General features: G+C 44.3%; 22 protein-coding genes and 1 pseudogene. 8 read left to right on the forward strand and 15 right to left on the reverse strand.

Going from position 1 to position 25,648, the window contains the following annotated elements; translation table 11 throughout:
• Positions 1-295: 295 nt before the first annotated feature.
• Positions 296-1,612, reverse strand: coding sequence for a MipA/OmpV family protein (locus F0228_RS09980; protein ID WP_008222110.1), 1,317 nt, complete (start codon positions 1,610-1,612; stop codon positions 296-298).
• 81 nt (positions 1,613-1,693) lie between these two features.
• On the opposite strand from F0228_RS09980, the pseudogene F0228_RS09985 reads away from it, so the two are divergent.
• The 3 genes and pseudogenes from F0228_RS09985 to F0228_RS09995 all read left to right on the forward strand — a co-directional run.
• Positions 1,694-2,089, forward strand: a pseudogene (locus F0228_RS09985) (hypothetical protein); the annotation flags it as partial.
• A 92-nt stretch (positions 2,090-2,181) separates the two neighbouring features.
• On the forward strand, positions 2,182-4,170 hold the full coding sequence (locus F0228_RS09990) for an alkaline phosphatase D family protein (protein ID WP_171762195.1): 1,989 nt from the start codon (positions 2,182-2,184) through the stop codon (positions 4,168-4,170).
• 110 nt (positions 4,171-4,280) lie between these two features.
• Positions 4,281-4,730: a TerB family tellurite resistance protein gene (locus F0228_RS09995; protein WP_171762196.1), complete on the forward strand. Its 450-nt coding sequence runs from the start codon at positions 4,281-4,283 to the stop codon at positions 4,728-4,730.
• 117 nt (positions 4,731-4,847) lie between these two features.
• Here F0228_RS09995 and F0228_RS10000 read toward each other — a convergent pair whose 3' ends face one another.
• The 4 genes from F0228_RS10000 to F0228_RS10015 form a co-directional block, all read right to left on the reverse strand.
• Positions 4,848-5,285, reverse strand: a complete 438-nt coding sequence (locus tag F0228_RS10000; RefSeq protein WP_171762197.1) for a hypothetical protein — start codon at positions 5,283-5,285, stop codon at positions 4,848-4,850.
• On the reverse strand, positions 5,275-6,213 hold the full coding sequence (locus F0228_RS10005) for a winged helix-turn-helix domain-containing protein (protein WP_171762198.1): 939 nt from the start codon (positions 6,211-6,213) through the stop codon (positions 5,275-5,277). Before F0228_RS10005 ends, F0228_RS10000 begins: the two co-directional genes overlap by 11 nt.
• Before the next feature lie 65 nt (positions 6,214-6,278).
• Complete coding sequence (locus F0228_RS10010; protein WP_105059348.1) at positions 6,279-6,959, reverse strand: hypothetical protein; 681 nt, start codon at positions 6,957-6,959, stop codon at positions 6,279-6,281.
• Positions 6,960-6,974: 15 nt separating this feature from the next.
• Positions 6,975-7,331, reverse strand: a complete 357-nt coding sequence (locus F0228_RS10015; RefSeq protein ID WP_116870363.1) for an antibiotic biosynthesis monooxygenase family protein — start codon at positions 7,329-7,331, stop codon at positions 6,975-6,977.
• Between the two features lie 186 nt (positions 7,332-7,517).
• Between F0228_RS10015 and F0228_RS10020 the strand changes: the two genes are divergently transcribed.
• Entirely contained in the window at positions 7,518-8,048 is a 531-nt protein-coding gene (locus F0228_RS10020; RefSeq protein WP_171762199.1) for a cytochrome b/b6 domain-containing protein, read from the forward strand.
• Between the two features lie 133 nt (positions 8,049-8,181).
• Here the strand turns inward: F0228_RS10020 and F0228_RS10025 are convergent, their stop codons facing one another.
• Together F0228_RS10025 and F0228_RS10030 are read right to left on the reverse strand one after the other, a co-directional pair.
• Positions 8,182-8,712 (reverse strand): 3'-5' exonuclease, encoded by a 531-nt coding sequence (locus F0228_RS10025; protein WP_061031613.1) that lies wholly within the window; start codon positions 8,710-8,712, stop codon positions 8,182-8,184.
• Between the two features lie 87 nt (positions 8,713-8,799).
• Positions 8,800-10,338, reverse strand: coding sequence for a sensor domain-containing diguanylate cyclase (locus tag F0228_RS10030; protein ID WP_061031614.1), 1,539 nt, complete (start codon positions 10,336-10,338; stop codon positions 8,800-8,802).
• A 350-nt stretch (positions 10,339-10,688) separates the two neighbouring features.
• On the opposite strand from F0228_RS10030, the gene F0228_RS10035 reads away from it, so the two are divergent.
• The 3 genes from F0228_RS10035 to F0228_RS10045 all read left to right on the forward strand — a co-directional run bounded on the left by F0228_RS10035 (position 10,689) and on the right by F0228_RS10045 (position 16,243).
• Positions 10,689-11,321: a DUF2760 domain-containing protein gene (locus F0228_RS10035; RefSeq protein ID WP_019822547.1), complete on the forward strand. Its 633-nt coding sequence runs from the start codon at positions 10,689-10,691 to the stop codon at positions 11,319-11,321.
• Positions 11,321-13,249 carry an Hsp70 family protein gene (locus F0228_RS10040; RefSeq protein WP_061031615.1) on the forward strand — a complete coding sequence of 643 codons (1,929 nt, stop codon included), beginning with the start codon at positions 11,321-11,323 and terminating at the stop codon, positions 13,247-13,249. Before F0228_RS10035 ends, F0228_RS10040 begins: the two co-directional genes overlap by 1 nt.
• A 153-nt stretch (positions 13,250-13,402) precedes the next feature.
• Positions 13,403-16,243, forward strand: a complete 2,841-nt coding sequence (locus F0228_RS10045) for an Hsp70 family protein (RefSeq protein WP_171762200.1) — start codon at positions 13,403-13,405, stop codon at positions 16,241-16,243.
• A gap of 157 nt (positions 16,244-16,400) precedes the next feature.
• Here the strand turns inward: F0228_RS10045 and F0228_RS10050 are convergent, their stop codons facing one another.
• Positions 16,401-16,616, reverse strand: coding sequence for a hypothetical protein (locus tag F0228_RS10050; RefSeq protein WP_008222272.1), 216 nt, complete (start codon positions 16,614-16,616; stop codon positions 16,401-16,403).
• 332 nt (positions 16,617-16,948) lie between these two features.
• On the opposite strand from F0228_RS10050, the gene F0228_RS10055 reads away from it, so the two are divergent.
• Positions 16,949-17,947, forward strand: a complete 999-nt coding sequence (locus tag F0228_RS10055) for a sensor domain-containing diguanylate cyclase (protein ID WP_171762201.1) — start codon at positions 16,949-16,951, stop codon at positions 17,945-17,947.
• Positions 17,948-17,998: 51 nt separating this feature from the next.
• Here the strand turns inward: F0228_RS10055 and F0228_RS10060 are convergent, their stop codons facing one another.
• The 7 genes from F0228_RS10060 to F0228_RS10090 form a co-directional block, all read right to left on the reverse strand.
• A complete protein-coding gene (locus F0228_RS10060) occupies positions 17,999-18,472 on the reverse strand; it encodes a DUF2947 domain-containing protein (RefSeq protein ID WP_004741544.1) in 474 nt (157 codons plus the stop codon).
• A 141-nt stretch (positions 18,473-18,613) separates the two neighbouring features.
• A complete protein-coding gene (gene rimJ / locus F0228_RS10065) occupies positions 18,614-19,201 on the reverse strand; it encodes a ribosomal protein S5-alanine N-acetyltransferase (protein WP_004741545.1) in 588 nt (195 codons plus the stop codon).
• An 18-nt stretch (positions 19,202-19,219) separates the two neighbouring features.
• On the reverse strand, positions 19,220-20,764 hold the full coding sequence (tyrR, locus tag F0228_RS10070) for a transcriptional regulator TyrR (protein WP_102425570.1): 1,545 nt from the start codon (positions 20,762-20,764) through the stop codon (positions 19,220-19,222).
• 144 nt (positions 20,765-20,908) lie between these two features.
• Positions 20,909-21,982: a TIGR01620 family protein gene (locus F0228_RS10075; RefSeq protein ID WP_171762202.1), complete on the reverse strand. Its 1,074-nt coding sequence runs from the start codon at positions 21,980-21,982 to the stop codon at positions 20,909-20,911.
• Between the two features lie 15 nt (positions 21,983-21,997).
• Positions 21,998-23,371, reverse strand: coding sequence for a YcjX family protein (locus F0228_RS10080; RefSeq protein WP_061031621.1), 1,374 nt, complete (start codon positions 23,369-23,371; stop codon positions 21,998-22,000).
• 209 nt (positions 23,372-23,580) lie between these two features.
• Entirely contained in the window at positions 23,581-23,766 is a 186-nt protein-coding gene (locus F0228_RS10085) for a hypothetical protein (RefSeq protein WP_008222261.1), read from the reverse strand.
• A 164-nt stretch (positions 23,767-23,930) separates the two neighbouring features.
• Positions 23,931-25,448: a fumarate hydratase gene (locus F0228_RS10090; protein WP_171762203.1), complete on the reverse strand. Its 1,518-nt coding sequence runs from the start codon at positions 25,446-25,448 to the stop codon at positions 23,931-23,933.
• Between the last annotated feature and the right edge of the window lie 200 nt (positions 25,449-25,648).

Genomic DNA, 25,648 nt, shown 5'->3' on the forward strand with positions numbered 1-25,648 from the left:
GATAACAAACACAGTTAGAACACCATAAATACCCAGGATGTCGATATAATATAAGTCATTGTAAATAATATAAAAAAGTTAACAAATAATGAAAGAAGGTTAAATAATCAAATAGTAGTAAAATCCGAAAAGGAGACAGGAAATATTAGATAATCAGAATAAACTCATATATTAGGTTTCAGTTGAAGTGGCTTTCGAATAGTTAATTATCAGTGACCAATAGTGATTAGCTCTTTTCTTTAATGATAAAAAATGCCGCTCTATTTGGAGCGGCATTTTTAGTAGATGTAATACTTTAGAACTCGTATTGGAAGTAAACCGTGTTGTAGTTACTGCCACCTTTGATACGTCCAAACTGGGACGCATTTTCAAAGATCGCCGAGCGGTGATGCAGTGAGTAACCAAACCATAAATTGTTGAGGTCATTCTTACCGATAAGGTCACCGACGTTCACATCAAATGAGAAGTCCAAGTAGTTTAACAGGTGGCTTGCCGTGTAGCCCTTACGATCCATTTCAGAGCCTTCGATATAAGTAATCGAATCTATGTAAGACATACCCTCTGCGACACCGAATCGCCACTGAGTTGGCCAGTTGAAGGTGTAGTACGCTTTAATTGCAATGATGTATTCCGTGCTACTGGATTGAACCTCTGAACTCCAATGGTGAGCGATACCTGGCGTTAAGTAGATATCCAACGGCAAACCAAAGATCTCATCAGTCAAAGGGTGGCCATAAAAGAATGATGTGAGTTGGTTATTGTACTCGTCTTTCTCGGTGTTGAATTTCATGATGTCGCCGATATTCGACGGCGTTGCCCAACCATGCGCCACACGTAAATAAGGTGCGTTGCTTAACTTAGGCTTAGGCGCTTTCTCTTTGTCATTAAAGAAACCAAAACCAAGGTAAAGCTCGCCCTGATAACGATCTTCGATAATGGAAGAGTCGTAGGCGTTATCATCCAATCGAGTCACACTGGTTGAACCCAATAGATAAAGGTTGGAGATAACATGGTAACGCGCTTCAACGCCAAGATTTAAATCTACACCTGCACCGATCGACTGACCCGCAGCTGAGTAGTATTCACTGTTAAAATCCGCACTCTTATAGCGCAGTGTTGCACTTGGGTAGAACTCCCAATCGCCAGTTTCGTACTTCGCTTTCGCACGCAAATTGCTGTGAAGGTTGAATTCACTATCACTCATGATTTCCGTTTCAACCGCCCACTGTTCGTCCAACTGGTATGTCAGTTGTCCACCAAAGTCAGCGGTATCACCTTCAATTGCGTTCTGTTCAGAGGCTGGGATATCAATAAAGCGCATTCGAGATATGGCATTGAAAGACCATTTTTCATCTTCAGTTTGATATAGGTAAGCGCCCATTTCCGTGCCATCAATGAACACGTAGTCGTTTTTAAAGAACAACATCGGAACAAACGAACTTACTGTCTTATCACCACCAGACGTGTCATACGGGATACTGGCAGTACGGAACATTGCCGCAATGCCCCACTCTTGCTCTTCAGCAGCCCACGCCACGCTATTCGCTAAGAAAGCGTTACTTAATAGAATCGTCCCATACGAGATGAGCTTCGGTGAAATTTTGCGCTTCATTCTTGTTTAATTACTCTTTGTAATAAGTTTTGTGGTACTGGTTAGACATTTATTGACCATTGTAGCCAACAAATTTTAGGTTTGATCGGAATAGACCGTTACAATGAAGAATATTCTCGGTTAAATGAAAGTATTGTGAAAGTCTCAGAATTACAAAACATTATAGACCACTTACCCAATGATTCCGACCCAGATATCGTTATGGGTGAGGAATGGTTGCCAGAGCGACTGATCAACACAAAATTAGACGGTGAGATGCTCTTTCTTGAATTCGATAACGCCCCTGAAGAAAACCAAGGGGACAGCGAAGGCCGTGGCTTTGTTGAGCACGAGATCGCAATGATTCGAGAAAAACTCGAGCAAGTGTTGGATGAGCCTTCTGATACCAAAACGAAAGCCGACGCCCTATTAGCAATATTTCTGATGGGACATGAACTTTCTAGCTCAGAAGTTATCGAAATCCTGGAATCAACAGAGCCAGACATTGAACCCAATGAACATGAAATGGCCGCTCCAGAATACAACGCCCAAGCGCTGAACGACTAACCACCAAAGATTTAGGAATCGACTTGAAACGCCCGATGACATCTTCTCTTCCCTTCTTACTCGCTGGCCCTATTTTAAGAAAGACGACCGCGACTGAGGTTGTACTTTGGGTTGTTACGAGTACACCACTCAATGGTAATGCAGAGCTATACAACCAAGGCCAAGAAGCCCCTTTCTATAGGTCACCACTGAGCGAACACGAATCGATTCAGGTCGGCACACATGCTTGGGTAAGCCTGATTCAACTAAAAGGTGAGTTTCCAACCAACACGCCTTTGGAATATCAGATAGAGACTGATCAAGGTGCGTTGACCAAGTTGGCTCCGCATTTAGTGTACCAAGAGCAACAAGACACCACTGGTGCGCCAAGAATAACCTTTAAGATCTCAACCAGCGCCGACTACATCTTGCATGGTTCCTGTCGTAACCCTCATCATCTAAGCAAAGACAGCCTAGTCGCAGCCGATAATAAAGTTGAGCAGCAAGCCGTATTAGAGCGTCCAGATATGCTGATGATGAGCGGCGACCAGATCTACGCTGATCACGTTGCCGGTCCAACACTCGATGCGATTCATCAAGTGATTCAGCTACTTGGATTAGTGAGCGAAGAACTACCGACCGATTCATTAGACGGAAAAATCGATAGCAGTGAAGCTCTGTTTAACAGCGACTATCACCTCTATCAACGTGATCATTTACTACCACACCATAACACATCACACTCATTGCTCGATAAGTTGTTCCCTAAACGCGGAATACCCATCTTCAGCTCCACTGATTGTGAAAATCACTTAGTGACATTGTCTGAATTTATTGCCATGTATCTGCTGGTTTGGTCACCGACCTTGTGGCAGTGCATTAACCGCGAACGGTTGATCGAGAATAATTTCATGCAGGCTGGCCGCCAGCTCACACCAGCTGAGCAGCAACAATGGCGTGATGAAAGTGTCATCATCGATGATTTCATCGCCGGTCTGCCGCAAGTACAGCGTCTATTTTCTCATATTCCAACGTACATGATCTTCGATGATCATGATGTCACTGACGACTGGAACCTCACCGTTGGTTGGGAGCATGCGGTGGATCAAAACCAGTTTGCGACACAAGTCATTGGTAACGGCCTTGCGGCTTATTGGATGTGCCAAGGTTGGGGTAATGCACCGGAGAACTTCAACCACGATTTTATGGAGCAAACGAAAGAGCTGTTCTCGGAGTTGGTGAATACCAATCAGAGCGAAAAAGCTATTGAAGCGCCTATTGGGCAACTCGAACCTGCAAGACACAAACAGTATCTTGAAATGCTCGATCGCTTTGAAGAGTGGCACTACACCATCAACACTTCGCCGAAAGTGATTGTGTTGGATACTCGTACCCGCCGCTGGCGCTCCGAGTCTCGGATGAACAAACCGTCCGGCTTGATGGACTGGGAAGCATTGGTTGAACTCCAACATCAGTTACTTCATCAAGATAAAGTGGTGATTATCTCCGCCGCACCGATGTTTGGCGTGAAGTTTATTGAAACGCTGCAAAAGATGGCTACCACAGTAGGTAAGCCACTGGTGATTGATGCTGAGAACTGGATGGCGCACCCTGGTAGTGCCAACACGCTGATTAGTATCTTTACTCATACCAAAACACCAACGAACTTCGTGGTACTTTCTGGTGATGTACACTACTCCTTTGCTTACGACATTAAGCTTAGATATCGCCGCAACAGTCCGAACATTTACCAGATTACCTGCAGCGGTATTAAAAACCAGTTCCCTGCGCCATTGCTAAAATTCTGCGACGTATGTGACCGGCTGTTGTATAGCCCACGCTCGGTGCTTAACTATTTCACCAAACGTAAGCGTTTAAAAATAGAAAAGCGAAGCCCAGACAATCAAACCTTCTATCGCCTTTCGAACCGCAGCGCGATTGGTGAATTAAGGCTAGATAGCGAAGGCAAACCACAATCCATCACCACCCTAAGCGGCGATGGCAAAGTAACGCGTTTTCCAGAGCCAACCTAATATGTTCCTTATTACTGGCTTATACGTAATGTCAGTTTTAAGTAAAGGGGCTTGCGATCACACTCTGTAGGCCCAATAGTTATATTATTCACCATTACTGGAACGCTCTTATGTTTAATTCACTTACATCGTTATTTAAACAGTTGGTCGAAGGCTCTGATTTAGGCAAAACGCCTACTGCCTCACCAAACTTAGCTATCGCCAGTTTGTTATGCGAAGTCGCAGGCGCAGACCATGAGATCAACGAATCAGAACAAGAAGCGAAGTTGAACTTACTGCAACGTCTGTTGGACATTACGGAAGAAGAGTCGAAAGCCTTGTTACAACAAGCTGAGCCGCAAGTTGAACAATCTGTTTCTTTGTATGATTTCACCTCCCAACTGCGTGAGCTATCACAGACAGTGCGAATCGACCTGATTAAGGCAATGTGGGAAGTGGCTCATGCCGATGGAGAGATTGATCCACTTGAAGATTCAGTGATCAGAAAAACCGCTGAACTGCTCTACGTTGACCACAAAGATTTCATCAAGAGCAAACTTGACGTACTTGGCGAAGACTAAGCCAATCATGCAAATAAGCAGCGTTAGGCAATTAACCCAACGCTGCTCTAGATTATTAGTAACACCCCATTCCAACCAACCAGATCTCACTAATCACCTCAGTGTGCTGCATCACAATCAACGCATTGCCTTCCCATAAAGAATGCCATTGAGCTCTAAGATAGTACCGTCTTTCGTAATGTACGCACCTCGCTGATCGGATATCAAAACACTACGCTTGTTATCATGGTGCTTGATAAACAGATTTTTAACGTTGAAGGTTTGATTCCCGTGGGCTTGGTGCTGTTCAAGCTGATAGAAATAGTAGTGATTCCCCCAACGCAAAAACACACCAAACAACTGTTTGGTTTGCACGACTCGTCCGTTTCGGTCGTAGCCAACATAGCGCATTTTTGAGCGTCCGTTTTTTAGCTCAAGGGTCAAAACCTCCCGGCCATAATTATCGTACTGGCTTTCAAACTGATACGAACCTTTGGACGCTACTCCGGAGACCAAGCCAAACGCTAAGATCACAAATACGGTTACAACAATCGGCAGCCAAAAGTTACGCTTCATCTGCAGTTCCTTCTACCTTTTCAGCCTCTTTCTGACCTTGTGAGCAGCGCCTAGATTTGAAATCTGCGCTAATGTCGTGCCAACCACTTTCGTCTAACACCACCACTTGCATGCCACCACACTCTATACCCATACGGTGGAGATAGATCGCCTCTACGCCAGGCTTAGCAAGTGAGGTTAAGTCTTCCACCAACTCTGGTTCTAACTCGACATTGTCGTGGTATACATCGACACCCTTGATGGAAGCTCTTTCCATAAACAACCCAAGATAAGACAGGATAATGACTATAAACAGACTTACCGCGAGTCCGCTAACAAGCGGCATAAACTTAGAAGATGCATGCTTGCCTTGTGCTTGAGTATTCTCTGATAGCCCGTGAGTGTCAGCTGATTCATTTAAATCAGAAGCTGATTTTGACTCCAACACAGTGAATTCCGAGCGAGTAGAATCCTCCTTGTCTCCCAAACTGGCAGATTTCGGTATGTCTTTGTCTTGTTCGGCAAAGTGTTCTGATGCTGCTGATTTTTCTGATCCTATAAGGCTTTCAGATACGACACTGCTATCAGATGCGACAAAGCTCTCAGGTGCAACAAAGCTATCAGGTACGGTACTATTCTCAGGAGCAACAAAGCAATAGCCTTCCTTTTGTACCGTAATCACTTTGCAGTCGGACCCTACTTCTTTGAGCGCACTGCGAACATTTTTGATTGCGACATTCAGAGAGCTATTAGTAACAATGCGCCCCGGCCAGCAATGCGTTAAAAGGAATTCACGACCTAAAGTTTGTGAGCAGTTGTCCATTAAATGCTTTAAAAGCAGACACTCTGATGGCGACAATGTCACGACTTTATTCAATGACGGGTTAATCAATGTACGGTCATCAAATTCAATAACCAAATCATACTCTTGTAATTTATTATTATTCATAAGGTGAGCTAACACTGTTAATAATCTCACCTTAGAATAACACGAGGGTTTACATTAATTCAAAATCACAGGGATAATTTAAAGCCCAATTCACTGACATTGACGCTAGCGAAGCCTAATTTAACCGCGTTAAGTTCATTAGCAATATCAAGAGCATGTTGCTCATCCTTTGCCAATACCGCGATAGAATATATTGGTCGAATCATCGCTGTCTGATTTGGCTTCGGCTCGGCAATAGATTGATTTTTTATATAAGCCGAAGTAATCACGCCTTGAGTGCTCCAATCGACCACTTTTTGTAAATCAACACTAATAATTTTATCTACCAGCATTTGATCTTCAGGCTCTTTCCAAGTCAACTCAATCGCATAGTTTTTAAAAGCAACTTGAGTATCTAGCCATTTACTTCCGATGTCTCTTACTTCTGTTATTTCAGCTAGCTCTTTAAATTGAAAAGGCAGATTTCCAATAACACGTCTTACTTCCTCTTCACTATCGGCTTCCATTACAAATTTAATTATTGGAAACTGCTTTTCGCCAATAAAGCTTTCAGAAACAAACATATCGTGAATTAAGCCAGCATCAATTAAGTTAGCAAATGCTTTCTTCTGTTGAGGCATCACATCAAATACAGCTTGAGCATCTTGTGTTTTCCAAGCAATCGATACGCCATAGGCAGCTGAATAGCTATTAACCGAGAACAAAAAGCTAAAAATAACTAAAAACAGTCGTGGTACATATTTCATTCAGGACACTCTCTATTAATTTCGGATAACTTCGTAAAGGTTAGGATCAGCAGTAACGCCCTCAAGATTCAGAGCAGGTAGCTCCTCTCTCATTACAGAGATGGCATCTATGAAGTGCTTTTGGCTTTCCCAGTTTGCGACGTTTACGTAAAGGTAAGTGGCGTCTGTGCTTAACGCTCGATGTAACGTAGTAGAGATATAACCGGGTTGTTGAACTAACACGTCTCTAGCACTTTCCCAATAGGCTAAGGTTTCTTCATGCTTACTCGCATCTACCGAAAATGTGTTGATAAGCACAACGGGCTGTGCAAACGCTAATGAACTTATACTTAATAAGCTCAATGCGATGGAACTTTTAATAAACCGCTTCATAGGACCTCCGTTGGTTAGATGTTGCACACGCTAACAGAGATAAAAGACTCATCAAGAGCCAAGCTAACGATTTAATATTAATTAAATGGCTATTCGATTATTAATATTAAACATTCGACAAACACATCCATAACAAAGCCTTGAGAAATATAATAGATTTTTCACACGCTAATAATGGAACTCATAATGTTCAAAAAACGATCAGATAATAGAGTAAAGAATAACCTCGCTAATAAAGTCGATTTTCTTCATTGGGGGATGTTTAGTGGGGTAATGCTAACGTTAACTCTCGGTTTTATATCAAGCCGACTTCTGCCTTTCTCAGACAAGTATCCAACGATTTTAATTCATCAGATACTCGGCTCAATTGTCCTTATTCTCATCAATATATTAATTGCAAGAATGTTAGTTAAACCAGAGCCAGAGAAACGCAAGTTCACCTTGCCTAAAGTAGTTCAATTTGTTCAAGCAGTTACATTGACCTTTATCGCTATATCAGGTTTAAGCATGGCACTGATTGATACGCCAGTATTCAGTTTGTACTCATGGGCATTTAGCGATAGTGCAACCTCTAGAGAAGTATTTTCTTTACTGTTTTTGATTCACGCTACTGCGATTAAAGTTTTTATGTCGTTAGTGACATTACATATATTGGGGGCATTGAAGCATCATTTCTTTGATAAAGGCGATAAGCTCAAGATAATGCTAGGGAAATAAATACCTTAATACGCGAACGATGATGATTTATTTAGTCACTATGGTAATAACAGCCCACAGGAAGATGTAAAAAAGCCACCTTATCCAGGTGGCTTTCTTATATTTCGAAGTAAATATTAATATTCGCTTATTGCTAAAGCATCGTCAGAGCAAGCTTCGCAAGGTTGTAAGCATCAACATAACCAGAATGCTGGCGACCTTCCCACTCGATGTCTTTTGCTTCTTGAGCCGCTCGATGGCCGATGCGTTTGTCTTTCAAACGGTTCTGCACGCGATAAAGCGTCGCAATGTTGATGAACTCGCTAAATGGTGGCTCGATGCCTTTCTCTTGACACTCTTTGTGTAAAATCAGGTCATCGCGTCCCCACGCAGCATAGATCTTGTTTGGACCACCAAAGTTCTTGATCATCGATTTGATGACTGACTCTAGCGGACGACCCTGCTTTTCGATTTTGCGTGGAGTAATGCCGGTTAGCTCGGCACAGAATTGAGAAACTTCGTCTTTTTCTGGCTTAACGTAATATTGTGCTCGTTTCACGATGGTTCCAGATGCTAGATCAATCTCAGCAAGACCCACTTCAATGATCTCGCCTGTTGTTCCTACACCATTTTCGCTCCAACAGCACATTTCCAAATCGAAACACACCACTCGATTGTGATTCATACGTCGCCTAATTCTCTCGTAAAAAATTTTGTGAAATTGTACATGAGCCCAATACAGAACTCGACCCCAGTTGCATCAAGTGCTCACTTAGCCTGCAATTGTAACTCGATTTCGGCCATTTGACTTACTTTGATAAAGCATACTGTCTGTTTTTTGCAGCAATTCTTCTGTGTCTTCACTGGTATGAATCGCGGCACCAATACTCAATGTGCAGCTTAACTGTTGCCCTTTATGCTCACAATGAGAGTGACTTACTGTATTTAGAATGCATTGTAAGTAGCGGTCTAGCGCTTCATGATTTGAGATGCTCGAAATAATACAGAATTCATCTCCGCCCAAACGGAAAAGGTTATCCCCTTCTTTCAGGTTTACCGAAATCAACTTGATGACATGCACAAGCAAAGCATCGCCAGCAGGGTGACCAAACTTGTCATTGATGCTTTTAAACTTATCGACATCAAACCCAATCAAGCTAAATGACTCACTTCGCTTAACCGCCCTATCAAACATCTTATTGAAAGCTCGTCGGTTATAGATTTCAGTTAAGCTATCGTGGTTCGCAAGGAATCGGAGCTCTTCCGTTCTTTTGTCTAGCATGCGGTACAGGCGCTCTTTTTCTCTGATCTGCATATTCACGATGTACGCTAACAACAATGAGATGGTTGTTCCGACTAAGGCAATTCCAGTTAGTACTAGGTAGCCATAAAAAGAGATGCAGGCATCTATCTTGTAATCGATCTTCCAATTTCGGTTGGTCAACTCGATTGTCTTAGTTATATGGTGCCCTGTTACTCCCTCATAACCTTGAGTTTCAAATAGAATTGGGGAGTCTTCAGCTTCAAACCCGGTATCCGTAACGCGAATGTACACGTCCATATCACCGACGGCAGAGGCTAACAGGTTCTCAAAGTAGTAAGTTGTGCGAACCACGCCAATCACAACACCAAGTAGGTTATCACTTTCGCCTTCAAACACAGGGTGATAAACCAGCATGCCTGCCTTAGGCGTATCTTGAGTTAGACCATCTTGAATAAGGCGTACTTTGTCCGAGATATTCGCTTGGCGCGTCTGTTTAATATTTTCGATGATCAGTCTAAAACGTTCACGAGAAGAGTAGAAACCAATCACTTTGTCATTGGCTTCGGTATTTGGGTAAATATCAGTCGCGATATAAGCTGGCTCTCCATTTAGAATGTAGCCATAAGCTTTCTCTTCATGTTTAGGGATAGTGAACAACTGGTAAGCCGGATACTTTGCTTCCATTTTCGCGGTATGTTCGGCAATTTCATCTGCCGCAACTTTCTGCATCCACTGCAAGCCAATCAAGCTCTTTGAACCGTTAATGGTTTGCTGTGCGAATCGATCGAACTTGTCCCAATTTTCAGGATCATTCGAATAGAAGAAGTTTGCACCCGAACCTATGTAGGCCACATCATTGTCGATAAACGCTTCCAAGCTCAGTGTTTGGTGTTTAGCAAAACTGTCCAAATTCATGTTTAAAGCACGATTTTGGTTAAGTGCGACGAGTATAAAACACAACACTGTTATCAAAAAACTGACCGAAAATACGACCAGTGGGAGCGTCCGTCTCTTCAACCCTGTTAGTGGGTCGGTAGTGTGTGGCATAAAGGTTCCAATTAGGCTTCGATGAGCTAAAAGTATATAACGGAAGGGAATGATGCTCCATTTAAGTTTTCGTCCTAAAAATGACATAAATCGTGCACAGTTTACTTCGCCCTTACATCACAGGTTAACAATCGACCAAATCTCGACTAAATTTCAAGCTAACACACTCAAAAACCACTTGTTTGAAAACATAAATTACCACTCTTAAGCCTTGAATATGCTAGTATCCATTCATATTTATAGCTTGAAAGCGACCATTTTGGTTTTGTGCCAATGCGTTTCTTTCCAACCTGTATATTCAATGAAACCGACGAATATACCGTTAAATCAATTTAAAGAGAAAAATCACTATGATCGTTGATTTGAACCTAATCCCACAGACGTTTGATATGCTTCACGCAGGCCTTACTGCATCAAGCGTTTTACTACTGCTAATTGCCGTTTCTCGTAAAACCAAAGTGGTTGAGAAAGTCGTAGAAAAACCAGTAGAAAAGATCGTTGAAGTTGAAAAGCCAGTTGAAAAGATTGTCGAAGTAGAAAAAGTTGTTGAAGTAGAGAAAGTCATCGAAAAAGTAGTAGAAGTTGAATCTAAGCTGGCAACAGCACCAACAGATTCTGCAATGCAGCTACTGTCTATCATGCAACAAGAAGCGCGACTAATCGACTTCCTAAAAGAAGACCTGACTTCGTTCTCTGACGAAGAAGTTGGCGCAGCTGCACGTGTTATTCACACAGGCGGTCAAAAAGTACTAGCAGACTACGTAACGCTTGCTCATATCCGCAGCGAAGATGAAGAGACTCGCATCACAGTAGCTGAAGGTTTCAACCCTCAAGAAATCCGCCTAACAGGCAACGTAACAGGTAACGCACCATTCAACGGTACACTTGTTCACAAAGGCTGGAAAGCAACTGACATGAACCTACCTAAGCTTGCTGAAAACTACGATGCATCTGTAATTGCACCGGCAGAGGTAGAGCTATAATGGAACACCAAGAACATTCACAAGAACAGCAAGCACCTAAATTCAGCGTTGGTATCGATTTAGGTACTACACACTGCGTTTTGTCTTACATCGACACAACCAATGAAGATGCACGTGTTGAGGTAATGCCAATTCCTCAGCTTACGGCTCCTGGTACAGTAGAAACTCGCAGCCAACTTGGCTCGTTCCTATACCAACCGCACGAGCACGAAATGAACGAAGCATCACGTGTTCTACCTTGGTCTTCTGAGCCAAAAGCACTGGTTGGTGCGATTGCTCGTAACCTTGGTTCTAAAACCCCTATCCGTTTGGTCGCTAGTGCGAAATCTTGGCTATGCCACGGTGGTGTAAACCGTCGTGATGCTTTCCTTCCTGCAGGTAGCCCAGAAGAAGTAGAAAAAGTATCTCCGCTTAAGACAACTGAGCTTTATCTTGAGCATCTTAAAGACGCTTGGAACCACGCGAACCCAGAACACAAACTGGCAGACCAAGACGTAACAATCACGGTTCCTGCTTCGTTTGACCCTGCCGCTCGTGATTTAACAGCTGAAGCTGCACGTAATGTTGGTTTCACTCATCTAACGCTTTTAGAAGAGCCTCAAGCAGCGCTTTATAGCTGGATCGATAACAGCAACGACAAGTGGCGCGACGAAGTAGACGTTGGCGACATCGTACTGGTTGTGGATATCGGTGGTGGTACTACCGACCTTTCTTTAGTTGAAGTGACTCAAGACGATGGCAACCTGAGCCTGAACCGTATCGCTGTAGGTGAACACATCCTACTTGGCGGCGACAACATGGACTTGGCTCTGGCTTACCGCTTGAAGATGAAGCTAGCACAAGAAGGCAAAGAACTGGCACCTTGGCAAGTTCAAGCGATGACTCACGCATGTCGTGACGCAAAAGAAGCGCTACTGAACGACGCAGAGCTTCAAGCTGTGCCAATCGTGGTTCCTAGCCGTGGCTCTAAGCTACTTGGCGCGACGCTAAAAACAGAACTGACTCAGCAAGAAGTACAACAAACATTGGTTGATGGCTTCTTCCCTAAAGTTGCTGTGACTGATCACCCGGTACAAAAAACGCGTGGTGCACTGACTCAAATGGGTCTGCCTTACGCACAAGATGCCGGTATCACTCGTCACATTGCCGCATTCCTTTCTAAGCAAGCGAACGCGCTTTCTGGAAATGGTGAAACGGCTCAACAAGATTTCAATCCGTTTGCAAATATGCCGGGCATGCCAGGTGCTGAAGCGCCTGCTGCTGACTTCATCAAACCAACAGCAATCCTGTTCAACGGTGGTGTTCTAAAATCTAACCTACTTGCTGATCGTCTTTCAGACACAATCAACGAGTGGTTGATCAATGCTGACGCTGAATTTGCTAAACAACTTTCAGGCCTAGACCTAGACCTTGCGGTTGCAAGTGGTGCTTCTTACTACGGCGCGGTACGTCGTGGTCAAGGCGTTCGTATCCGCGGTGGTATCGCTTCTGCTTACTACGTAGGTATTGAAAGCGCGATGCCTGCAATCCCAGGTATGGCTCCTCCTATGGAAGCTCTGTGTGTTGCACCGTTTGGTATGGAAGAGGGCTCAAGCGTTCAAGTGCCTAGCCAAGAATTTGGTCTAGTGATTGGTCAGCCAGTTCACTTCCAGTTCTTCGGCTCAACAACTCGCCGTGAAGATCAAGCTGGTACTCATCTTGATCACTGGGCGCCAGAAGAGCTCGATGAGCTTCCTGAAATCCAAGTAACACTGCCAGTTTCTGAAGGCCGTCGCGAAGGTGAAGTGGTTCCGGTTACTTTGGCTTCTCGCGTTACTGAGCTTGGTACTTTATACCTAGAAGCGATTGCCACTGACAATGGTCAGAAATGGCACGTTGAGTTCGACGTTCGTGAAGATTCGAACAACGACTCAAACGACGAAGCATAATGAATCAACGGCACCTTAGCGGGTGCCGTTATTTTATCAATACCGCTCCCAATTCAGTCCTACCTGTTTCTCAGGAACGACGTATACGAATAACAACAATAAGACCAAAACTATCAACACACTGGTCATCACTCTGGAAGAATAAGGTTTTGTATGGCAACTCCTCGTTTTTTAGTCGGCATTGACTTAGGCACAACCAACACTGTGGTTGCCTACTGTGAAATTAACGACGACCTACAACACGCTCCCGTTTCCCTTTTCGAAATCGATCAGCTTATCGGCCCTGGTGAAGTGGTTCGTAAGCCTCTACTCCCATCGTTTCGTTACCACCCTGCACAAGGTCAAATCTCCCCTTCAGACCTAACTATGCCGTGGGAACCAAACCCAGTTGAAGGCGATATAAAGAATGTTATCGTCGGTGAGTGGGCGCGTGAATTGGGTGCTAAGGTTGAAGGTCGACAAGTATCGAGTGCGAAGAGTTGGTTATCGCACCAAGCGGTGGATCGTAGCTCAGACATTCTCCCTTGGGCTGGCGCAGCAGATGTCGATAAAGTATCGCCAGTTGTCGCGAGTGCGAGCTACCTGAATCACATTCGCCAAGCATGGAACTACCGTAATCCAAGCAACAAACTTGAAGACCAAGATGTTGTTGTAACGGTTCCTGCATCATTCGATGAGACAGCTCGTAAGCTGACACTTGAAGCCGCAGAACTTGCAGGCTTAGTTCAGATTCTATTGCTCGAAGAGCCTCAAGCGGTTTGTTACGACTGGTATGCGCGCCACCAACAAACGGCGGCGGATGAGCTTCAACAGATCCCATTGATCTTAGTGTGTGATGTCGGCGGTGGTACTACCGACTTAAGCTTAATTGAAGCCCAGTTCAATGCCGATAAGCAAGGCCATAGCGAACTAGCACTCGACCGTATTGGCGTTGGCGAACACTTAATGCTGGGTGGTGATAACCTAGATTTAGCCCTCGCTCATCTTGCAGAGCAGCGCTTCAATCAAAACAAAAAACTGAATGCCTCCAGCCTCACCAAACTGATTCAACAGACCCGCGCCGCAAAAGAGAGCCTGCTTTCTGCTGATGCACCTGACGATGTCAAAATCACAATGCTTGGTAGCGGTTCGAAGCTATTAGGCGGCACTAAGAGTATTGGCTTAACCAAGCAAGAAGTTCATCAAATCGCACTGGAAGGCTTCTTCCCACTGTCTGAGTTTACCGAAACGCCAGACAAGCGTCGCAGCGCCGTAGTCGAATTCGGCCTGCCTTACGTTGCCGATCCTGCAGTCAGTAAACACGTTGCAGAATTCCTGACGACACACCAACAAGTGTCTAAAGCTGCACTGGAAAACTCTGACTCTATTGAGTTCGATGACACGAAAGCTGCTATCCCTGTCGGTGTGCTGCTTAACGGCGGTGTGTTCAACAGTGAGCTTGTTACAGAGCGTATTACTCAGCTCCTAGGCAACTGGAACGGCGCTCCAATCACAGTATTAGATAACCCTCACCCAGATTGGTCTGTTGCCCTTGGCGCGGTTGCGTTTGGTAAGGCACGCCGCGGTGCCCAACTTAAAATCGGGGGTGGTGCTGCTCGCTCTTATTTCTTACATCTACAAGAAAAGAACAAGATGGGTAAAGCACTGTGTCTACTTGCTAAAGGTACCGAAGAAGGCCAAGAAATCCGTTTGAACAGTCGTCGTTTCTCTTTGACGCTGGGCGAACCGGTTCGTTTTAACCTACTGACTTCAACACACGATCAAATCGCTCACGATACTGCGATCCAAAACGGTGTAATGGTCGATGTTGATCCTGACCTATTCTCCCCTCTTCCACCTTACATCTCGTCGCTGGAAGGCTCAGGTACAGCAGAGCTTCAAGCTAACCAAAAAGAGCGTGTTGAAGTGCTGCTCGCTTGTCAGTTAACCGAAGTCGGCACACTGAAAATGGAGTGCGTGAGTACTGAAGATGACTCGAAACGTTGGTTGTTAGAATTTGAAGTCAGAAACAAGCAAGGTGAAGAATCCGATAACTCTAAACTTCATCCAAGATTGGATGAGTGTAAAGAGCTGATTTCTCGCCTCTACAGCGGCAATAAGAAGAGTGCAGAATCGAAAGAGATCAAGACTCTGTCTAAAGATCTTGAGAAACGACTCGGTAAACGCGATGAGTGGGATTTCACCACCCTCCGTCATCTATTCGATAGCTTCTCGTTAGGTCGCAAACGTCGTCGTCGCTCAGAGGCACACGAGAAGAACTGGCTGCGTTTAGCGGGTTACTCGCTGCGCCCGGGCTTTGGTGATCCAACGGACTCATGGCGTATCGAGCAAATTTGGGGCCTTTATCAACAAAACATCCAGTTTAAGAATCACCAAGGTTGGACGGACTGGTGGGTCTTCTGGCGTCGTGTTGCGGGTGGTTTAAACCAAGAGCAACAAGAGACTATCTTGGCCGACATTGCTAAGTACCTTCACCCAGGTGCAATGAAGAACCCTAAGAGTGCTAAAGATGCCCAAGACAATGGTTATGAAGCCATGGTTAGATTGGCGGCATCCCTTGAGCAACTCGAAGTGGAAGACAAAGTGCTTCTTGCGTCTTGGTTCCTAAGCAAAGCGATCAATCAAAACCAGTTTGAACAAGCGCATTGGTGGGCGCTAGGTCGACTGGCTTCAAGAACCCCTTTGTATGGCAGCCAGCACAGTGTGATTCCTAGAGAGCAAGCTGAGCAGTGGTTACCAAAATTACTTGAGCAGAACTGGCAGAAAGAGCAGATGATTGCCTTTGCCGCAGTGATGATTTGTCGCAAGACTGGCGACCGACAGTTTGATATCTCTGACGATTACCGTAATCAAGTGATTGAGAAGCTAAAGCAGAGCAAGGTTCCAGAGTCTTGGTTAACGCTGGTTAGCGAAGTAACTGAGCTGTCCGAGAGCGAATCTAAGCGTGTGTTTGGTGATGCTTTGCCAAGTGGTTTAAGCCTAATCAACAGCTAGAACTGAATGCAGATATCACTTCTACGCAGCTAGAAAAGAAAAAGCCACTTTCGATACATTGAAAGTGGCTTTTTTATTGGTGGCTAAAGGCTGGTGTGTGTCGTTGGTACTTAGCTTTCGGGTTAAGAGCCTCAGCCGTGTTACAGTTAATCATTGTTTAATGTTTCGTTCCGTTTGGGTTGATAGTAAAGTCTGTATTCTCATAGATGTCAGACAGTTTTTTAGGTTTCTTTTCTTTAGCTCCTTTATTGGGCTGGTTATGAGTTTCGCTCAAAAGCCATTCCTCATGCATTTTTGCTGAATCCAAGAATTCTGGATCCTCCATTGCTTCCTTGCGAAGTTTATTTACACGTTCGAGAGTATCCCAAATCATAATACTTCACCTCCACTAAGGCTACACTTCCCAATATAGGACTCTCCCCTATTGATTCAATACTTTCCGGTTAAACCATAGTGAAATTGTGATTTACATATCGAAAACCGCCTTATAAGCACATTATTTAAACAAATAGAGTTCACTTATTTTTATTAAGAAATAAATATGGTCGTAGCGTTTTTTATATAGTTTTTATAAACACACCACCTATGGGTTATGCCTTTGTCTTATTAAAAATACAAACGGAAGGAAATACATTATTTCAGATTGCAAAGGCAGAAGTTTGACATTAGAGCCAACAGTATGACATTCCAAAATGGTGATCATTCATGCCATTTACCAATATCTATCAATCCAGCTCTAAATATGCCATCAATGATCTAGTGAAAGAAATGGACCTCTCTTTATGGAAAAGCATGCTCAATAACATAGCAGAAGTGCTTAATGCTCCCGCTGTTGGGCTTATTCTTACGTCTGAAGTTGGATTCCAAAACATTGCGATGTCTTCTTCACCAGGAGTTAAAGCGAACCCTGGCAAAATCATCCCCAGAGACATCAATTTGTACTGCAAGAAAGTGATGGAAACCAGAGCAATGCTTTATGTAAAAAATGCGTCTGGTAAAGAGGAATGGAGCGACAATCCCGAACTCACGCAGATGGGCTACGTCTCTTACCTAGGCTTGCCGATCTTCCAATCGGACGGCAGCATGTTTGCAACACTTTGTGCGCTAGATACTAAAGAGACCTCTTATAAACCAATACAAATAAATTTAATGGAGAGCATTCGCGCGCTATTAGAAAGAGAAGTACATACTGCGGAACGAGTACGCAAATTGAAGTATACGTCTAATCACGACGAATTGACTCAAGTATTTAATCGTAGAGCGATATTAAGCGAGTCACCCAAATTCATCGATAGCACTATAGAAAATGGCGTGAGTATTGGAACTGTTTATTTTGATATCGACGGACTTAAGTATGTTAATGATAACTTCGGACATAATATTGGCGACCAATATATAAAGTCCTTCTCTCATTCACTTCAACGTAACACTCGTAAGGATGATATTTGTGGAAGACTTGGAGGAGATGAGTTTCTCTTATTGTGTAGAGACATCACCGAAGACTCTCTAAATAAGATAATAAGCCGAGTTCAATCCGACTTTAACAAACATTCCCAAAAACTAGGTATAGATTGCCACGCAACTTTTAGCCATGGTTCACTTATTTACTCGTCAAATATTCCACCTATCGAAGAGTTAATTCGACTAACAGATGAGCAAATGTACGAAAACAAAATGAGTAAACGTTACGCCCAACTAAAATAAAAAAAGCGAGCACTATGCTCGCTTTTCTACCGTTTAAAATTCGTTTTCAGCTTATGCTCGGTTACCGATTTTCACAGTACCATTCGTCGCAAACCAAAGCGCTTCAGAGCGACGACGGCCTAACAGAATTGGACCATCATCGTAGAACAAAAAGTTCTTCCAATGCTTCTTGAAAACGGCCCATTTGGTTTCAAGAACATTATATTTTTCATAACAAAAATAAACAGTTACGTCATCTTGCCAGTCAATAAAGTTAAGGATCTCTTCTGGCATTTCCGGCTCATCGGCTTCCCAATGTGCCATCCAGCTGATCTCTTCTTTCCAGTTCGATGCCTTGCTAGGCCAATCTTGCGAGCTTAGTCGCTCAGCATCTGGACTTTGAGGACTCACGTTCTCTTTCCAAAACTGAGACGCTCTTGCCTGTGTCATTGGCTTAATCTTTTCCAAATCCTCAGCCGGAAGTGGCATCGATTGGTGAGTAAAAATCCATTTTCTTTGGTATTCGTCCAAAGTTGTGTATGACATCAAAATTCCTCAAATATCTTCTCAGGCCGATGGTTCAACCATGGCTCTATGTTCTTTTAATAAAGGCAGCAACGCTACATCGCTTACTATTCGCTGCCTTTTTAAATCACTGCTCGTATGTGAGCTTATAGACTGCGTTGTCTATATGTTGCGTCTATCTTCCCAATTAGGATTCACGAGCGCTGTCAGTATGTGGTCTTCCCATTTACCGTTAATTTGTAGGTAATCTTTAGCAAAACCTTCACGTACAAAACCGAGATGCTCAAGTACGCCCGCACTTCGTTCATTGTGAGGCATATAACCCGCCATTAGGCGATGCATGTTCTGCACGTCAAACATGTAGTCTTTCGCCATACTGAGACCTCTGCGCATGTAACCATGGCCCTGAGCTTGCTCTGCAAGTGAATAGCCTACGTTACATGCATAGAACGGGAAACGAGACAAATTACTGAACGAGATAGTCCCTAACATTTCGTTAGTATCGGCATTAATCAATAAACAGTAGTAGCCGAGCCCCATTTTATGAAGCTCGTTTAGCTTAATTAGGCGCTGTGCCCAGCCTGTTCTCTCAAAAAATGCATCTTCACGAATCGGTTCCCAAGGTTTGAGATACTCTCGATTCACCTGAAAGTACTCACTGATCATCGTCGCATCGTCTATCTCAGCGGTACGTAGAATCAGATTTCCATCTCGCTTGTAAATGCGTTCTGGTGTGCTCAAATCTTCCATAATTTAGGTCTTATTCGATCAGTTCTTTCTGATACCGTAATCACGAAGCTTATTCGCAATAGAGGTATGAGACACGTTCAAACGCTTAGCTAACTTACGACTTGATGGGAATGACTGGTAAAGCTTCTCCAAGATCTGAGACTCATAGTCTTTCATGATCTCATCCAGAGAACCATCTAAGCTCAAGTTCGCCATGCCTGTTGTCATGGTTTCTAACTGAGGCAAGTGGAACTGCTCAACCGATAGCGTGTCTGAATCGAGCTCAGTAAGCGCACGTAATACCATGTTGTCTAACTGACGAATGTTACCCGGCCATTGGTAATTACCAAGTTGGTCGATTAACTCTTGAGTAAGCTTAGGCTTTAACATACCAAGCTGCTGCGCGTATTTAGCTACGAACAGTTCCAGTAATGGTGCTACGTCGTTAGAACGTTCACGCAATGCTGGAATAGAGAGAGTCAGTACATTCAAACGGTAGAACAAGTCTTCACGGAACGAGCCAGAATCAGCAAGTTCAGAAAGACGGTGACGCGTTGACGCAATAATACGAACGTCAGCGTGCATCTCTTCTTCTTCGCCCACACGACGGAATGAACCATCTTGTAGGAAGCGAAGCAGTTTGATTTGTAGATGTGGGCTCATTTCGCCAATCTCATCTAAAAATACGGTACCGCCATTGGCTTGTTCGAAAATGCCTTTATGACCTTGTTCATGATTGAATGAACCTGGGGCGTGACCAAACAGCTCGGTTTCTGCTACGTCATCAGGCATCGATGCACAGCTCAGAATCAAGAATGGGAAAGACGAGCGGTTTGAGCGGTTATGACACGCTTTCGCCAACATCTCTTTACCTGTACCTGTATCGCCTTCAATCAGCAGAGGCTGGTCCAGCATCGCCAGTTTTTTAGCTTGGCTGATTAACGCTTTATGGCGATTAGAAACACCAACAAAATGCTCAAAGCCTAAGTTGTTCTGTTCCGGAATCGCATCGGGCGTATTCATCTCTTGGTTGCAAGAACGAATCGTCATCACCGCGCTCGCAAGCACAGGTTCGTTGACGTCTCCACCCAGATAGATAGGTAGGATTTCAATAGAGAAGTCTAAACCGTCCAACACAACAACTTCACGGTGGCGTGTAACTTCACCTTCGATCCAACGACCAAAGTTAAAGCTAGGTACGAAGGACGCGAGCGGTTCGCCAATAACTTCGTCTTCTTGCTTGCCAAATAGGTTGAGTGCAGCGTGGTTTGCCATATCGACTGAACCTTTAAGGTCAATCGCAATAACGGGATCAGGTAGGTTAGCAAGCAAAGCGATCAGCTCAGTGTTGTGCCTTTCGCTTGGCATGAATTGTATTTTTCGTACATCCTTTACACCTGAAATTCGACGAATTTCAGCCATAAGTTCACTAAAAGCATCAAAATCAATATCAGGGCAGTTCAGGTAAATAATGCCTTTAACATCGATTTCGATTCCTCGTAAATCAATGCTTTTTGAGGCCAAGATATCGAGCAACTCACGCGTTAAGCCGAGTCGGTCTTCACACAATACTTCAAGACGCACAAATAGTCCTATTATAGGTGTCAGGATAAGTTGACAGTAGTGTGAATTAAGGTCTGAGTTCAGTCAAGAAGAAGAGTAAACATATGTTTACTCTTCGCTCGCAAACCACTCAATGTCATACATTTTGTTTCAAAGACGTACGTTTTATTTAAGGGTAATACGCTTTATTTCAGAAAGGACGGCTTTGCGCATGTCGGCCAGTTTTACTTTGCGTTCATTGTGCCAAGGCATAGGGCGAAGCAGTGTCATGGCCTTTAGACCCAATCGAGCAGTCAGGATACCAACACCCAAGCCCTGCCCAGCTCTCGCTGAGACTTTGCCAGCCAGATCCATGGAAACTAAGTCCATGCTTGCATCAATCGCGAGTTCACTTGCGCCGGCAGCTGCCATGTTGATTAACACCAACTTGAACAGTTTGATGCGAGACCAGTAGCCAAGTTCAATGCCATACACATCAGCTAACTTGTCGATCATGGTGAAATTACGCCACGCCACCAGCAGCATGTCTGCCGCAGCTAATGGGCTCACCGCCACCAAAGCCGCCGATTCAGTCGAGAACTTAGTCACGATTTGAGTTGCCACTTTATCTTGCTGTGCAATAACCAACGCATCGTACATATCCAACACTTCGGCATCACTGTGTGCTGGGTTGATGCTGTTTCTCCACTTATCGAACGCCGGAGACTCCGCAATAATGCCGCCTTGCTTAGCGATGTTTTCACAGAACGCTTTGCCTTTGCCGACACTTTGGCTTTGTAGTAACTCTTCACTCTGCTCTTGTACGCTAAAGTGATCTTTCAATGATCGTAGCTTCCACAGCTCTTTGCCGATTGCTCCTAAGCCCAATGAAGCGATTGCCGCAATGAAACCTGCCCAACCGAGCGCGAGCCAATCTGCTGATTGAATCGCAGTGATGACAGAATCAATCGCCTGCCAGCCCACTAAGCCCGCGAAAGCAACCAGTAAGCCAGAACCTAACCACTTTCTCTTTTTACTTGGGCGAATGATCTGTTCCAGTTGTTGCTCGGCTTCGCCATCTAGCTCGCTCTCAACTTGTGGTGCTACGGGTACAAATTTCTCTTGTTCCGTAAACAACTGCTGAGCGCCTAATTCTGGAGTCGCTTCGCCCACGCCTTGTTTACCAAAAGCATTATCATTGTCATCAAAAGAGGTCTTCAGCGGCTCATTAAAGACCTGCTTTGTTTTTAATTCACTCATCTTTTATTACCTCAATTACTTCAACTTATCGCCAATGAGATACTCTAAAACCTTATCAATCCTTAGGTGCTGACAAGGCTCATCAGAGTGTTGTTCCATTGGCCTAAAGCTCGTGAAATCAAACTGGTTGGTTTCCCAATACTGCTTGTTCGGCAGTTTGCGTGGCACCTCACCCGGATACATAGTCTGAGGAACGTTATCCAAAGTAACACCTTGCAGCGCTGGCACATTGTCCGAGCCCGACGAGATATAACCTGCGCTGGTCGCTTGAATAGATGCGATACTCATGCAACTCATATCGATATGCTCAAACGCCGCCTGTTGCCAAGCAGGGTGTACCATCTGCTGCAGCAGTGACACTAAGTTTGGATGCTGATCTGGTGTTACATGGTCTGCCTTGGTCGCAGCAAACAGGATCTTATCGATCTTCGGAGCAAACAAACGTCTCAAGATATTGCTTCGACCATATTTAAAGCTCTTCAATAACTGTTCAAGTGCACCACGCATATCCATGAAAGAGTCATAGCCGGCATTGAGTGGCTGCAAGCAATCCACCAGCACAATTTGTCTGTCGAAGGTTGAGAAATGATTCTTGTAGAACGCTTTAACAACCTTCTGTTGGTACTCTTCATAACGTGCTTTCAGCACCGCATAGTTACTTGTTTTCGAGAATTTACCTTGTGGTGCGGTGCAGGGGAAAAACTGCAACACAGGTGCGCCTTCAAGTTCACCAGGTAATACAAATCGCCCCGGTTGCACCCAATGTAGTCCATTGCTCTTACAAGTATGAAGGTACTGAGTGTAGCTATCCGCAATGTTAACCAGTTTCTTCTCATCAGCTTCAGCCAATAGGTCAACGTCGCCAAGCATTGCACTCCACTCTTGCGAGTAAGTTTCTCGGTCACCTTTTAATGCGGCAAACTGAGATTGACTCCACGTTTCAAAATCCATGTCCAGTAACGGTAAATCAAGTAACCATTCACCCGGATAGTCAACAATATCGAGATAAAGGGTACTGTTTTTACTCAGTAACTTCTTCGCGCCTTTTGCCGGCTTATATTTGATGGCTAAGCGAATTTCACTGACATCACGTGTTGGTACTGGCCACTCTGGTGGCTGACCATTTAATGATTCCATCGCTTCGTCATAAGAAAAACGCGGAATCATCATGTTGTGTTGTGGGATGCGCTTTGCACCAATAATTCTTCCATCTCTCGCTGATGCAAGAAGCGGTAGATTCTTATGAGTAGAGGTATGAAGAAGTTGGTTAACCAACGAGGTAATGAATGCTGTTTTACCTGCACGAGACAGACCCGTGACCGCTACTCTAATGTGAGAATCCGTTCCTCTGCTTATAAAGTCACTCATTTCTTGAGTTAGGTGTTTCATTTGAACGACTCCGTGATATTTAGGCAAGCTGGTTATGATGATAGAGAGGCAAGCCTATGTTCTTTCCCTGTTGGGATAGTTTGTATGCTGTTGCTTGTTCTTTTGCTAATAGTGGTGAGTATGCAATACCCATTCTTAATGCTAGATGAATAAAAGCCCCTGACTACATTCATAATCAGGGGCTTTGAAATTCTTTAATGAATAGAAGACTAATCGTCTTCTATGAGCTTGTAGATAACAAACAGTGCTATCTCAGCAATCAACCACAATACACATGTAATGGTTACGTATTTTTCGTTAAAGATGCTGATTCCGTGCAAGATCAAATCGTAACCAATGAAACTACCAATCACCACTGCCAAGATAATTTGTAGGATCTGAATAAAACGAGGCATTCCTCTCTCCTATGTTCTTATATCAAACGATGTGTTTATCACTATATCATTGATAATAAGACAAAAGTGCAGATAATGCTGCACTTTTGTCTTTAACTTTCTGTCAAAACTTGCAATTCAAACGCTGAGGTCAGCATCAATTACGACTTTTTGACTTCGGTTGATTAAGCTTTTTCAGCTTCGGCAATTTTCACTTTCCACGTGTCAGGGCCGATCTGGTGAGCGTTTGCGCCCGTTGAGTCAACCGCAACCGTTACTGGCATGTCTTCAACTTCAAACTCGTAAATCGCTTCCATACCAAGATCTTCAAACGCAACAACACGTGCTTTCTTGATTGCTTTTGCTACTAGGTAAGCAGCGCCACCTACAGCCATCAAGTAAACCGCTTTATGCTCTTTGATTGATTCAACCGTAGCAGGACCACGTTCCGCTTTACCGATCATGCCCATGATGCCCGTTTCGTTTAGCATCATGTCTGTGAACTTATCCATACGTGTCGACGTTGTTGGGCCCGCAGGACCTACCGCTTCGTCGCCTACTGCATCCACAGGACCAACGTAGTAGATGAACTTGCCTTTAAAGTCGACGCCTTCAGGTAGACCTTCACCGCTTTCAAGCATGCCTTGAATACGCTTATGCGCTGCATCACGGCCCGTTAGGATTTTGCCTGATAGAAGAACCGTTTCACCCGTCTTCCACTCTTGAACGTCTTCTTTAGTCACTTCATCAAGGTTCACACGGCGTGTGTTTTCGCCCGCTTCCCAAGTGATGTCTGGCCACTCTTCTAGCTTGGGTGGCGTTAGCTCTGCTGGGCCGCTGCCATCTAATGTGAAGTGCACGTGACGCGTTGCTGCACAGTTAGGGATTAAACATACTGGCTTAGACGCTGCGTGTGTTGGTGCAGTTTTGATCTTCACATCAACAACGGTAGTTAGACCACCCAAGCCTTGTGCGCCAATACCCAGTTTGTTTACGCGGTTGAAGATGTCTAGACGAAGCTCTTCTTCTGCGTTCTCAGGACCTTTCTCGATAAGCTCTTGGATATCGATGTGCTCCATCAGGGACTCTTTCGCAAGTACCGCGGCTTTCTCAGCGGTACCGCCGATGCCTATGCCAAGCATACCCGGTGGACACCAACCTGCGCCCATCGTTGGTAGCGTCTTCTCTACCCATTCTGCAATATCATCAGAAGGGTTTAGCATAACCATTTTAGTTTTGTTCTCTGAACCGCCGCCTTTCGCCGCGATTTGAATTTCAACTTTGTTGCCCGGAACCATATTAATGTGGACAACCGCAGGTGTGTTGTCTTTAGTATTAATACGCTTACCTGCAGGGTCCATTAGGACAGATGCACGCAGTGGGTTATCTGGGTTGTTGTAAGCTTGACGAACGCCTTCATCAACCATTTGTTGTACTGTTAGATCCGTTTCCCACTTCACATCCATACCGATGTTCACGAAACAAGTAACGATACCAGTATCCTGACAGATAGGACGGTGACCTTCCGCAGACATACGTGAGTTAATCAGAATCTGAGCGATCGCATCTTTAGCTGCTTGGCTCTCTTCTTTCTCGTACGCTTTTTCTAGGGCTTGGACAAAGTCTAAAGGGTGATAATAAGAAATGTACTGAAGTGCGTCAGCGACACTGCTGATCACATCTTGCTTACGAATAACCGTCATTGCATGCCTCTTTATTGTTCTAGTTCCATGTGGGTTCACTATTTAACGAATAACGCTAAATGAGATCAGTAGGTTTAGCTTTTTATTGTGTTGAGCTGTATTTAGTTGCTTTAGCAATCGCTTGCATAGCTTTAAACTAAACCACTTGGATTACAATGTTCTAGGGCGTGTAGACCTTTCGTGGTTCAATTTTGTTCGAG

It is taken from the genome of Vibrio sp. 99K-1 (assembly GCF_013114585.1).
In the GTDB taxonomy this organism is placed as follows: Bacteria; Pseudomonadota; Gammaproteobacteria; order Enterobacterales; family Vibrionaceae; genus Vibrio; species Vibrio chagasii_B.

Excerpts from the sequence above, each read along its gene's own strand:
- F0228_RS10055 (WP_171762201.1), top strand. The coding sequence starts at position 16,949 with ATGCCATTTACCAATATCTATCAATCCAGCTCTAAATATGCCATCAAT.
- F0228_RS10085 (WP_008222261.1), bottom strand. The coding sequence starts at position 23,766 with ATGCCTCGTTTTATTCAGATCCTACAAATTATCTTGGCAGTGGTGATT.
- F0228_RS10000 (WP_171762197.1), bottom strand. The coding sequence starts at position 5,285 with ATGAAGCGTAACTTTTGGCTGCCGATTGTTGTAACCGTATTTGTGATC.
- F0228_RS10025 (WP_061031613.1), bottom strand. The coding sequence starts at position 8,712 with ATGAATCACAATCGAGTGGTGTGTTTCGATTTGGAAATGTGCTGTTGG.
- F0228_RS10040 (WP_061031615.1), top strand. The coding sequence starts at position 11,321 with ATGGAACACCAAGAACATTCACAAGAACAGCAAGCACCTAAATTCAGC.
- F0228_RS09980 (WP_008222110.1), bottom strand. The coding sequence starts at position 1,612 with ATGAAGCGCAAAATTTCACCGAAGCTCATCTCGTATGGGACGATTCTA.
- F0228_RS10020 (WP_171762199.1), top strand. The coding sequence starts at position 7,518 with ATGTTCAAAAAACGATCAGATAATAGAGTAAAGAATAACCTCGCTAAT.
- F0228_RS10050 (WP_008222272.1), bottom strand. The coding sequence starts at position 16,616 with ATGATTTGGGATACTCTCGAACGTGTAAATAAACTTCGCAAGGAAGCA.
- F0228_RS10080 (WP_061031621.1), bottom strand. The coding sequence starts at position 23,371 with ATGAAACACCTAACTCAAGAAATGAGTGACTTTATAAGCAGAGGAACG.
- F0228_RS10030 (WP_061031614.1), bottom strand. The coding sequence starts at position 10,338 with ATGCCACACACTACCGACCCACTAACAGGGTTGAAGAGACGGACGCTC.
- F0228_RS10075 (WP_171762202.1), bottom strand. The coding sequence starts at position 21,982 with ATGAGTGAATTAAAAACAAAGCAGGTCTTTAATGAGCCGCTGAAGACC.
- F0228_RS10010 (WP_105059348.1), bottom strand. The coding sequence starts at position 6,959 with ATGAAATATGTACCACGACTGTTTTTAGTTATTTTTAGCTTTTTGTTC.
- rimJ (WP_004741545.1), bottom strand. The coding sequence starts at position 19,201 with ATGGAAGATTTGAGCACACCAGAACGCATTTACAAGCGAGATGGAAAT.
- F0228_RS10005 (WP_171762198.1), bottom strand. The coding sequence starts at position 6,213 with ATGAATAATAATAAATTACAAGAGTATGATTTGGTTATTGAATTTGAT.
- F0228_RS10045 (WP_171762200.1), top strand. The coding sequence starts at position 13,403 with ATGGCAACTCCTCGTTTTTTAGTCGGCATTGACTTAGGCACAACCAAC.
- F0228_RS10035 (WP_019822547.1), top strand. The coding sequence starts at position 10,689 with ATGATCGTTGATTTGAACCTAATCCCACAGACGTTTGATATGCTTCAC.
- F0228_RS10060 (WP_004741544.1), bottom strand. The coding sequence starts at position 18,472 with ATGTCATACACAACTTTGGACGAATACCAAAGAAAATGGATTTTTACT.
- F0228_RS10090 (WP_171762203.1), bottom strand. The coding sequence starts at position 25,448 with ATGACGGTTATTCGTAAGCAAGATGTGATCAGCAGTGTCGCTGACGCA.
- F0228_RS09995 (WP_171762196.1), top strand. The coding sequence starts at position 4,281 with ATGTTTAATTCACTTACATCGTTATTTAAACAGTTGGTCGAAGGCTCT.
- F0228_RS10015 (WP_116870363.1), bottom strand. The coding sequence starts at position 7,331 with ATGAAGCGGTTTATTAAAAGTTCCATCGCATTGAGCTTATTAAGTATA.